This window comes from Crenobacter intestini, from assembly GCF_004919095.1.
GTDB classification, from domain to species: domain Bacteria; phylum Pseudomonadota; class Gammaproteobacteria; order Burkholderiales; family Chromobacteriaceae; genus Craterilacuibacter; species Craterilacuibacter intestini.
Genome location: NZ_STGJ01000004.1, coordinates 1 through 10500 on the forward strand (window position 1 = coordinate 1; position 10500 = coordinate 10500).

At 66.1% G+C, this 10500-nt stretch carries 13 protein-coding genes, 1 tRNA gene and 1 pseudogene; 3 read left to right on the forward strand and 12 right to left on the reverse strand.

The window, feature by feature from the left end; translation table 11 throughout:
* Positions 1 to 188: pseudogene (locus tag E5K04_RS05230) on the reverse strand (hypothetical protein); the annotation flags it as partial.
* Positions 189 to 196: 8 nt separating this feature from the next.
* Entirely contained in the window at positions 197 to 796 is a 600-nt protein-coding gene (scpB, locus tag E5K04_RS05235) for an SMC-Scp complex subunit ScpB (protein WP_136551849.1), read from the reverse strand.
* Positions 797 to 970: 174 nt separating this feature from the next.
* Here scpB and E5K04_RS05240 point away from each other — a divergent pair, with 174 nt between their 5' ends.
* Positions 971 to 1366 (forward strand): hypothetical protein, encoded by a 396-nt coding sequence (locus tag E5K04_RS05240; RefSeq protein ID WP_136551850.1) that lies wholly within the window; start codon positions 971 to 973, stop codon positions 1364 to 1366.
* Here the strand turns inward: E5K04_RS05240 and E5K04_RS05245 are convergent.
* From E5K04_RS05245 to E5K04_RS05290, 10 genes are all read right to left on the reverse strand, one after another.
* The gene (locus E5K04_RS05245; RefSeq protein ID WP_205700305.1) at positions 1338 to 2183 is read right to left on the reverse strand and encodes a segregation and condensation protein A; all 846 of its coding nucleotides are present in this window, start codon (positions 2181 to 2183) and stop codon (positions 1338 to 1340) included. The genes E5K04_RS05240 and E5K04_RS05245 overlap by 29 nt on opposite strands.
* Before the next feature lie 65 nt (positions 2184 to 2248).
* Positions 2249 to 3448 (reverse strand): tryptophan--tRNA ligase, encoded by a 1200-nt coding sequence (locus E5K04_RS05250; RefSeq protein WP_136551852.1) that lies wholly within the window; start codon positions 3446 to 3448, stop codon positions 2249 to 2251.
* A gap of 21 nt (positions 3449 to 3469) precedes the next feature.
* Positions 3470 to 4102 (reverse strand): site-2 protease family protein, encoded by a 633-nt coding sequence (locus E5K04_RS05255; RefSeq protein ID WP_136551853.1) that lies wholly within the window; start codon positions 4100 to 4102, stop codon positions 3470 to 3472.
* A gap of 54 nt (positions 4103 to 4156) precedes the next feature.
* Complete coding sequence (locus tag E5K04_RS05260; protein WP_136551854.1) at positions 4157 to 4786, reverse strand: L-threonylcarbamoyladenylate synthase; 630 nt, start codon at positions 4784 to 4786, stop codon at positions 4157 to 4159.
* 1 nt (position 4787) lies between these two features.
* Positions 4788 to 5645, reverse strand: a complete 858-nt coding sequence (locus E5K04_RS05265; protein WP_136551855.1) for a 3',5'-nucleoside bisphosphate phosphatase — start codon at positions 5643 to 5645, stop codon at positions 4788 to 4790.
* Positions 5638 to 5823 (reverse strand): oxidoreductase-like domain-containing protein, encoded by a 186-nt coding sequence (locus E5K04_RS05270; RefSeq protein WP_136551856.1) that lies wholly within the window; start codon positions 5821 to 5823, stop codon positions 5638 to 5640. The genes E5K04_RS05265 and E5K04_RS05270 overlap by 8 nt, the downstream gene beginning before the upstream one ends.
* Positions 5816 to 6037: an RNA-binding S4 domain-containing protein gene (locus tag E5K04_RS05275; protein WP_136551857.1), complete on the reverse strand. Its 222-nt coding sequence runs from the start codon at positions 6035 to 6037 to the stop codon at positions 5816 to 5818. The genes E5K04_RS05270 and E5K04_RS05275 overlap by 8 nt, the downstream gene beginning before the upstream one ends.
* A 188-nt stretch (positions 6038 to 6225) precedes the next feature.
* Positions 6226 to 6777, reverse strand: a complete 552-nt coding sequence (locus tag E5K04_RS05280) for an AAA family ATPase (protein WP_136551858.1) — start codon at positions 6775 to 6777, stop codon at positions 6226 to 6228.
* Between the two features lie 255 nt (positions 6778 to 7032).
* Positions 7033 to 8034 (reverse strand): asparaginase, encoded by a 1002-nt coding sequence (locus E5K04_RS05285; protein ID WP_136551859.1) that lies wholly within the window; start codon positions 8032 to 8034, stop codon positions 7033 to 7035.
* 108 nt (positions 8035 to 8142) lie between these two features.
* The gene (locus tag E5K04_RS05290; protein WP_136551860.1) at positions 8143 to 9471 is read right to left on the reverse strand and encodes a sodium-dependent transporter; all 1329 of its coding nucleotides are present in this window, start codon (positions 9469 to 9471) and stop codon (positions 8143 to 8145) included.
* 435 nt (positions 9472 to 9906) lie between these two features.
* Between E5K04_RS05290 and E5K04_RS05295 the strand changes: the two genes are divergently transcribed.
* Positions 9907 to 9980: transfer RNA gene (locus E5K04_RS05295), tRNA-Gly, on the forward strand.
* Positions 9981 to 10011: 31 nt separating this feature from the next.
* The coding region (locus E5K04_RS05300) for an AsmA family protein (protein ID WP_136551861.1) at positions 10012 to 10500 on the forward strand (489 nt) is incomplete at its 3' end.

Below are 10500 nucleotides of genomic sequence, written 5' to 3' on the forward strand. Positions count from 1 at the left end.
GGTTTGTTCTCGCCGAAACGCGGCTTGTCGTCACGACCATGCGGCTTGTTGCCGGCAAAGCGGCGCTCGCCGTCGCCTGCGGGATTACGGGGCTGGATGAAATCGCCCTTGTGGTTCTGCGAGGCCGTCTGGCGGCCACGGCTTTGTGCCAGCGGCTGGCGCGAATGGTTGCGTTGTCCTTTAGACATGCTTTTTCCTAATCAGTCAGGTTTTCCGCCTCATCAGCGAGGGGGAGCGCACCGGTGTCGCCGTCTTCGGCGATCACCAGGCTGCCCAGCTCGGCCAGCGGCGGCAGGTCGCGCAACGACTGGAACCCCAGGTCGTCGAGAAACTTGCGCGTCGTGGCATAAAGACCAGGCCTTCCGGGCACGTCCTTGTGCCCGATCACTTCGATCCAGCCCCGCTCGAGCAGGGTCTGCATCACGCCGGTCGATACCGAAACCCCGCGGATCGCTTCGATGTCGCCGCGGGTCACCGGTTGTTTGTAGGCGATGATCGCCAGCGTTTCCATCACCGCGCGCGAATAGCGCGGTGGCCTCTCCGGGTTAAGCCGGGCAAGGTAAGGCGTGAACTCGGCGCGTGCGCGAAAGCGCCAGCCGGAAGACAGCCGCACCAGTTCGACACCGCGTCCACGCCATGCCCCTTGCAGCTCGTCCAGCATCTCGTTGATCTGGGCCGCCCCCACCTCGTCGCCGAACAGGCGCTTGAGCGCGCCGACCGACAGCGGTTCGTGCGCGGTCAGCAAGGCAGTCTCGAGCACGGTCTGCAGGTAGTCGAGGTCGAGGACGGTGGACATCGGGTTGGGGAGAAGCGCGGGAAGCAGCGGATTTTACACGTCTTTTTACCGGAAGTCGCGCCGATTATACGGGGAGACTCCGATGTAAACCGCCCCTCACGCGCGCCTTGCGCGGCAGGCGCCGTCGGCTAAGGTGAACGCATTGCCGCGCGCGCTTCAAGCAGGGACACGACCATGCGCCTCCTTCCCGTCCTGACCGGCTCCCTGCTGCTACTGGCCGCGCACGCTCACGCGCAGGAAGCTTCCCCGTTTGCCACGCCCGCCACCGAGCACTTCATGAGCTCGGCCGTGATCGCCGACGGCGACAACCCGCTGACCGATCCGGCCCGTGCGCTCGCATTGTCGGCGCCCGTTGCCAGCAGCGCCCCCGTGCTCGCAGCGCCGCTAGCCAGCCTGCAGGCGGACAAGCTCAAGGTCGACGAGACGGAGCGGCAGTGGTTCGCGCTGGAAGACGGCAGGGTGCGCCCGCGCCTCAACCTCTACCAGGACAAGTCGACCCGATTGTCGCTGAGCATGAATGCCAAGGCCGGCGAGACGGGCGTCAGGCTGCGCCTGCGCCACCGCTGGTAGGCAACAGGGCGATCCGCACGTAGATCGTCGCGAAGGGCGCGTCCTGCGTGATCTTGACCATCCCCTCCTTCGCGAGCTCCAGAAGTGCGATGAAGTTGACAACCAGGTAGGCGACGCCGTCGAGCGGGTCGAACAGCATCTCGAACGCGACGAAGTCGCGCCCTTCCAGCTGGCGCAACAGATAAGACATCTGCGCGCGCACCGACAACTCCTCCCGCTCGACCTGATGGTGGCGCTGGTTGCGCGCGCGCGAGAGGATGGCGAGCCAGGCCCCGCGCAGGTCCGCCGCCTGGACGTCGGGCAGCCGCTCCTCGGCGCCCTGCTCGATCAGCACCGCCAGCCACGCGAAGTCGCGGTCGGCCTGCGGCAGCTTGTCCAGCGCCAGCGCGGCGAGCTTCATCTGCTCGTACTCGATGAGGCGGCGCGCAAGCTCGGCGCGCGGGTCTTCCGCTTCGCCGTCCTCCCCCACCACCGGCCTTGGCAGCAGCAGGCGTGACTTGATCTCGATCAGCAAGGCCGCCATCAACAGGTATTCGGCGGCGAGCTCGAGCCGCTCGCGCCGCATGCTGTCGATATACCCCATGTACTGTGCGGTGATCTCGGCCATCGGGATGTTCAACACGTCGAGGTTCTGCCGGCGGATCAGGTAGAGCAGCAAGTCGAGCGGCCCCTCGAAGCTCTCGAGGATCACCCTGAGCGCGTCGGGCGGGATAAACAGATCCTGCGGTGCTTCCAGTAGCGGCTGGCCGAACACGTGCGCCAGCGGCACGCCGCCGGGCAAGGTGTCGGGTTCGAGGGTGAAGTCGGGTTCGGCCATCGCTTTCATTCACAAACAAAACCCCGCCAGGCGGCGGGGCGTAGGCACGGGGGCAAGGACGCGGCTCAGTAGCCGAGGCCCATCGCCTCGCGCACGTCCTTCATGGTGTCGTTCGCGATCTTGCGCGCGCGCTCGCAGCCGTCGGCGACGATCGCCTTGACCAGGGTCGGGTCGTCCAGGTACTTCTGCGCGCGCTCGAACATCGGCCGCTGTTCGCGCAGCACGCCGTCGATCACCGGCTGCTTGCAGTCGAGGCAGCCGATCCCTGCGCTGGTGCAGCCCTTGACCACCCACTCGCGGGTCGGCTCGTCCGAGTACACCTGGTGCAGCTGCCACACCGGGCACTTGGCCGGGTCGCCCGGGTCGGTACGGCGCACGCGCGCCGGGTCGGTCGGCATCGCGCGCACCTTCTTGGACACCGACTCCGGCGCCTCCCGAAGCGCGATGGTGTTGCCGTAGGACTTGGACATCTTGTTACCGTCCAGCCCCGGCATGCGGCTCGCCGCGGTCAGGAGCGCGTCCGGCTCGGGCAGGATCACCCGGCCCTTGTTCTCGAGGAAGGCGAACAGGCGCTCGCGGTCGCCGATCGACAGGTTCTGGGCGTCCTGCAGCAGGGCATGCGCGGCCTCAACGGCCGCCTCGTCACCCTCCTGCTGGAAACGCGTCTTCAGCTCGGTGTAGAGCTTGCCCTTCTTGCCGCCGAGCTTCTTCACCGCGGCGAGCGCCTTCTCCTCGAAGCCTGGCTCGCGGCCGTACAGGTGGTTGAAGCGGCGCGCCATCTCGCGGGTCAACTCGATATGCGGTACCTGGTCCTCGCCGACCGGCACCTGGTTGGCCTTGTAGACGAGGATGTCGGCCGCCTGCAACAGCGGGTAGCCGAGGAAGCCGTAGGTGGTCAGGTCCTTGTGGCTGAGCTTCTCGATCTGGTCCTTGTAGGTCGGCACCCGCTCGAGCCAGCCCAGCGGGCAGACCATCGACAGCGCGAGGTGCAATTCGGCGTGCTCGGGCACCTTGGACTGGATGAAGATGGTCGCCTGCGCCGGGTCGACGCCGGCGGCCAGCCAGTCGATCACCATGTCCCACAGACTCTGCTCGATCACCGCGACGTCGTCGTAGTTGGTCGTCAGCGCGTGCCAGTCGGCCACCATGAACAAGCACTCGTGCTCGCTCTGCAACTGGACCCAGTTCTTGATCACGCCGTGGTAGTGGCCGAGGTGAAGCTTTCCGGTCGGGCGCATGCCCGAAAGGATGCGGTCTGCAAACATGATTTTCCCAGCTAAATAAAATTACAGAATCAGTCGAAGCAAATCATACACGATATTCATGAACGGCCTGAGGATGGGGCTGAGCAGGCCGGTGAACACCAGCGCGAGCAGGATCCACATCCCGTAGGGTTCGATGCGCGAGTACTTGTACGCCATGCCGGGCGGCAGGAAGCTCTCGACGATGCGACCGCCGTCCAGCGGCAACAGCGGCATCAGGTTGAGCACCATCAGCACCACGTTGATGTTGATGCCGGCCTGGCTCATCAGCAGCAGCGGCTCGCTGTACGGGGTGTCGGTGCTGATCGCGAGCTTGAAGAGCAGTACCCACAGCACCGCCTGCGCGAAGTTGGACAAGGGCCCTGCCGCGGCCACCCAGCGCATGCCGCGCCGCACCGGCTTGAGGTTGCCGAAGTTGACCGGCACCGGCTTGGCCCAGCCGAAGATGAAGCCGCCCATGATCATGCCGAGCAAGGGCAGCGCAATCGTGCCCAGCGGGTCGATATGCTTGATCGGGTTGAGCGTCATCCGCCCCAGCATGTAGGCGGTGGCGTCGCCGAAGCGCTTGGCGACGTAGGCGTGCGCGGCCTCGTGCAGCGTGATCGCCAGGATCACCGGCAGCGCGTAGATCGCGATCTTCTGGATCAGTTCGTCCATTCCTTACCCCTTGTTGGCGAGTGTCTCGAGACGGGCGGTGGTCCGCCCTTGTGTTCAGTCGCGCGTAAAGCCGAACAGCGCCGGGTCGCCCTTGCCGGCGCGCACCAGCGAGATGCCGTCGGTCATGTCGATCACCGTGGTCGGCTCGGTGCCGCACCAGCCGCCGTCGATCACCAGGTCGACCGCGTTCTCCAGCCGCTCGCGGATCTCGTACGGGTCGTACAGCGGCTCGTCGTCGCCCGGCAGCATCAGCGTGCACGACAGGATGGGCTCATGCAGCTCCTCGAGCAGCGCGAGCGCGACCTTGTGGTCGGGCACGCGCAGGCCGATGGTCGAGCGCTTCGGGTGCAGCAGCCGGCGCGGCACCTCGCGCGTCGCCTCCAGGATGAAGGTGTAGCTGCCCGGCGTCGCACTCTTGAGCATGCGGTACTGTGCGTTGTCGACCCGCGCGTAGTTGGCGAGTTCGGACAGGTCGGCGCAGACCAGCGTCAGGTGGTGCTTGAGGTCGATGCGGCGGATCTCGAGGATGCGCTCCATCGCCTTCTTGTTGCCCAGCTGGCAGCCCAGCGCATAGCAGGAGTCGGTCGGGTAGACGACCACGCCGCCGCCCTGGATGATCTTGACCGCCTCGCGCACCAGCCGTGACTGCGGGTTGTCCGGGTGGATCATGAAAAACTGTGCCATATCAAGCTCCTTGCGCCGCCGTAAGCCAGCCGCGGGCGAGCCACAGCGGGCGGGCCAGCGGCGGCAAGTCGGCGGTCAGGCCGACGTCGCGGCCGCCCTCACCCGGCGCGTGAAAGTCGCTGCCGCTGCTCGCGTAGAGGCCGAAGCGGTCGGCCAGCAGCGTGTACTTGTGCATGTCGTCGAGGCTGTGGCTGCCGCTGCCGACCTCGATCGCCTCGCCGCCGGCCTCGATGAAGTCGCCCACCAGCCGCTCGGTCAGCGTGCGGCCAAAGTCGTAACGGCCCGGGTGCGCAATCACCGCGGTGCCGCCGGCGGCGCGGATCCAGCCGACAGCGTCAGCGAGACTCGCCCACTCGTGCGGCACATAACCGGTCTTGCCTTCCGCGAGATACTTACGGAATACAGTACGCACATCTTTTATATAGCCGGCATTGACCATGTAGCGGGCGAAATGGGTACGCCCGACCATCTCCGGGTTGTCCGAGAGCGCAAGCGCGCCTTCGAACGCCCCCGCGATCCCCGCGCGCGCAAGTTCGTCGCCCATCGCCCGTGCCCGCTCGATGCGCCCGTCGCGCACCGACTTGAGCCCGGCGAGCAACACCGGGTGGTCCGGGTCGACGCCGAGGCCGACGATATGTACGGTGCGCCGCGACCAGGTCACCGACACCTCGACCCCGCCGATGAAAGGAACACCCGCCTCGCGCGCGGCGCGGGCCGCCTCGGCGAAGCCGGCGGTGGTGTCGTGGTCGGTCAGCGCGAGCAGGCGTGCGCCACGCGCAACGGCGCGCGCGACAACTTCAGCCGGCGGCAAGGCGCCGTCAGACGCGGTCGAATGAAAATGCAGGTCGATCTCAGCCACCTGACAGCTCCTGTTCTGCCTGCCACAGCGCAAGTGCCCGCCGGTACTCGGCCAGCTCGCCCTGGTAGACGTCCCATACGCAAGGCTCGCAGCCGCTGCCGCAGCACGCGCCTTCCGCCGGCGGCTCGGGCGCAACGGGCGGCTCGGAGGCGGCCAGCGGCGAGCAGGACTCAGTCATCGGCGGCGACCACGCGGATCTCGAAGCCTTCGCCGCTGACGGTCTGCCCCGGACGGATCTTGCAGGTCTTGCGCAGCTCGACAGCGCCGTCGACGCTGACCAGCCCTTCGGCGACCATCTGCTTGCCCATGCCGCCCGAATCGGCGATGCCGGCGACCTTCAAGAGGTCGCACAGGGCGATGAATTCGCGCTGGATGGCTACGGTTTCGTTCATTCTTCACATCCTTGCTGGACGGCCGTGTGAACAGGCTGTGGAAAACAGCGGCAAGTACTTCACGGCACACAGGTTTTGTTCGTTGACCATTTTTTAGGCAGCTCTCGCCCGCTTATCCCCGCCCCGGCTGGACAGCGCTGTGCACCGCCTGTGCACAAGTGACGCAAGCCATTGTTCCGGCGAGGCTTTCAGCTCTCTGTGCAAAAAACAGGCAAAAGCGGCGCCAGCGCAGCCCACGCACACGCCAGCCGCTCCCCGCCTTCTCCACCCACCTCGGCCACCCGGCAGCCCTCCATCGCGGCGAGCGCCTGCCGGTAACGCCCGAACAGCGCGTCCCGCGCGTGGGGGTGCGAGCGCAGCGGGTCGTGCTGCCACGGGATGTCAGGCCTGGCGAGCAGGGTCAGCGCGTAGCCGCGATGGTCGAGCGCGGCGAGCACCCCGGGCACGCGGCCGAAACCGACCTCGGCCCAGATCCGGCAGGTGAGCGCCGTGCTGTCGCACAACACCACGTCGCCCGACGCCGCCGCCTCGCGCGCCAGCTGGCCTTCGGCGATCGCCATCACGTCGGAGAGCGTCGGCCGGTACGGACGGTGCGCGTAATACGCTCGTGCGTACTCGTCGACCAGCGCGACGCTGAGCCCCAAGCCACGCAGGCGTCCGGCCAGCGCCGCGGCCAGCGTGCTCTTGCCGCACGACTCGGGGCCGACGATGGCGATCTTCAGGGGAAATGCAGCAGACATCGGCAACGGGCGCGAAGCGTAATCGCCCATTATATACGGCAGCCGGCGTGTTTCTCACAAGCGCCGGGGAGATCGTTGTTGAGAGGTTGTGGACAAGGCAGGCAAGCCCATGAACCCAAAAGAAAAATTCCGGCCGCCCAAAAAACAGGCAGCCGGTATTTTTGCCCACAAGGCGTCGGGATAGCGGTGTGGGCACGCTGTGGACAGGCGCGCCAAGCGCCTGTTCCGGCAGGAAAAAGCCGGACTGCCTGTTAATTAGGCAACGGTCAGCTCACCGGCGACATTGGCGGTCAGGTAGGCACGGGCCGCTTCAGCGTCCAGATCCAGCGCGCCCAGCAAGGTCAGCTTGGCGAGCGCGGCCTCCGGCGTCATGTCGGCGCCGGGCAAGGCGCCGGCCCGCGCGAGCGGCTGGCTGGCCGCGTAAGCGCCGACCTCGACCGCGCCGCGCACGACCTGGGTCAGGTTGAGCACCGGCACGCCGCGCTTGGTCGCGGCGGCAATAGCGTCCAGCAGCGCCGGGTCGGCCGGCGCGTTGCCGTTGCCGTAGGACAGCAGGACGGCAGCGTCGACGTCATCTTCGTGCAGCATGCGCCCGAACAGCGCGGTCGACGCGCCGGGCATCAGCAGCATCGGCAGCACGCGGCGCGCGGCGTCCGGCAACACCGGCGCGAACGGTTGCGTCACCCGGCGCCAGTGTTCGCGATACCAGTCAACGCTGATGCCGAAACGCGCCAGGTGCGGCGCGTTCGGGCTGTCGAAACCGGCAAACGCCGCCGCGTCGACCTTGCGCGCGCGGCAGCCGCGCAGCAACAGGCGGTCGAAGGCGAGCGCGACCTCGTGCAAGTCGTCCTGGCACGCCGCCTCGAACGCGTCGGCCAGGTTGCTCCAACCGTCGCTTCTCGGGTGGACCAGCGGCAGTTGCGAGCCGGTGACCACCACCGGCTTGGCGAGACCCCGCAGCGCGAAGGCGAGCATGCTGGCTGTGTACGCCATGGTGTCGGTGCCGTGGATCACCACGAAGCCGTCAAAATGTTCGTATTCGGCGGCGATGTCCGCGCACAGCGTGCGCATGTCGGCAAGCGTGATCGCCGACGAGTCGATCAGCGGCGCGTACTCGCGCAGCTCGAAGTCGAGTGCCGGGCTGCGGAAGCGCTCGAGCAGACGGGGCAGCAGGCCGGGCACCGGCGCGAGGCCGTCCGGGGTCTCGTCCATGCCGATGGTGCCACCGGTGTACAGCACGAGCAGACGTTTTTGCATGGTGTGTGTCTCCAGGAATTCACGCCGACGATGTTAAGACAAAAGGGGCGCCCCATGCGGGACGCCCCTTGTCCGTGCGCGCCAAAGCGTAGGCCTTGGCCGCCAGCTTTACAGGTTGTTGTAGACGAGGATCACGCCGACCAGCGCCGGGGCGACGAAGCAGCTGATCGCCTTCATCGCCGGCATCCACACGATGCGCTCGCCACGGTCACCGCCCAGCTGCGCATGGATCTCGGGCCAGATCTTCCAGCCGGCCAGGATCGCCAGGAGCACGCCGCCCAGCGGCATCAGGATGTTGGACGTCGTGTAGTCGAGCAGGTCGAACACGCCCTTGCCGAACAGGGTGTAGCCGCTCCACTCGCCCAGCGACAAAGACGCCGGCACGCCGAGCACGAACATCAGCGACGCCATCGACAGCGCGGCCGGCACCCGCTTCATGTGGAATTCGTCGATCATGAAGCTGGTCACCACCTCCATCAGCGAGACGGCGGACGTCAGCGCGGCGACCATCAGGAGGATGAAGAACACCACGGCGAACAGCTGGCCGCCCACCATCTTGGCGAACACCGCCGGCATGGTGATGAAGGTCAGGCCCGGACCTGCGGCCGGGTCGAAGCCGAAGGCGAACACCGCCGGCAGCACCATCAGACCGGCCAGGATGCACACGCCGGTGGTCAGCGAGACCACCCACAGCGCGGAACCCGGGATGGAAGTGTCCTTGCTGACGTAGGAGCCGTAGGCGACCATCGCGCCCATGCCCAGCGACAGCGAGAAGAAGGCCAGGCCCAGGGCGTCGATCACCGTCTTGCCGGTCACCTTGGAGAAGTCCGGGTTCAGGAAGTAGGCGACACCGTCGAGCGCACCGGGCAGGAACAGGCCGCGCGCGATCAGCACCAGCATCATCACGAACAGCGCCGGCATCAGGAACTTGGACAGGTTCTCGATGCCCTTCTGCACGCCGCCGAGCACCACGCCGACGGTCAGCGCCATGAAGAGCGCGTGGTAGACCAGGGGCTGCACCGGGTCGGACACGAAGCTGCCGAACACGCTGCCCAAGTGCTTGGCGTCCGCCGAGATCACCTCGCCGGTCACCGACTTGATGATGTAGGCGATCGTCCAGCCGCCGACCACGCTATAGAAGGACATGATCAGGAAGCCGACCAGCACGCCCATATAGCCGACCCACACCCAATTCTTTCCGCCCATCTTGCGGTAGGCGCCGACCGCCCCGCTCTGCGCGGCGCGCCCCAGCGCCATCTCGGCCATCATCATCGCGATGCCGAGGGTGAACACGAAGCCGATAAAGATCAGTAAAAATGCGCCGCCGCCGTTTTGCGACGCGACGTAGGGAAACTTCCAGATGGCGCCAAGGCCGACGGCCGAGCCGGCGGCGGCGAGAATGAACCCGAGACGGGAGCCCCATTGAGATCTTGCCATGTTGTTATCCTGATTCCATTGATGCGACAGCACGCGGCAACACGCCGCGCAGGCCGGAACATGCGGCCTACAGCAGAAAGTGCCCACCAACAGACGGATCACGCCTCAAAACGGGTCACTACTTGAAACGGTCGCCAAGCGGCGTCCGGATCGGGAAGACCAGCGGCAGGTTGAAGCCGGTCCCGGCGCACGGCCGAGGGGTGGTGGCCGGCGCTGTCGATTGCATACAATATGCTTTAGCAACAAATTATCCATCCACCTGGGTGCCGTCAATAGCTTTTGGCACAAAAAATCCATTATGAGTTATTAATTGCTTGCAAATGCCATTGTCAGCAATTTGATATTTGTTTAATGCCAATAGAAACATGGAGCGCGGCAATTTAGCCACCCGGTTGCCATCAGGCGGCGGCTTGCATATAATGGCCAGCTCTCACCGCGGGTGTAGCTCAATGGTAGAGCAGAAGCTTCCCAAGCTTACGACGAGGGTTCGATTCCCTTCACCCGCTCCAGCACCATCGCACAATTCCTGACCGACTCAGCATGAAGTTGAATTCTGGCCGGTTCTGGCTCAAGACCTCCGTTTTTACCCTGCTCGGCGCCGCCAGCCTGCTGCTCGCGCTGACCGCACTCTATTTCGTGCGCTTTGACGCGGCCGCGGTCAGGCACGCCGTCGAACAGTCTTTCGCCGCGCGCGGCCTGCGCGCCGAGGTCGCCGGCAGCATCCACCCGCAACTGTGGGGACGCCCCGGTGTCGAAATCAGCGACCTGCGCGTCTATACCCCAGGCGCCACCACACCGGCGCTGACGCTCGCATCGCTCAGGGCCGACCTGGCCTGGCTGCCACTCCTGGCCGGCGAGCATGAACTGACCCGTCTTGCGCTGACGGGCTTAAATACCCGCCTCGAGCGTGACGCCGACGGTCGCCTCAATTTGGATGGACTGTTGCGGCTGGAGTCGGGTTCGCCGCTGAAAAACGGCCTGGACAGCGTGTCGGTACAGGACGCCAGCGTAAGCTACCGCGACGCCGGC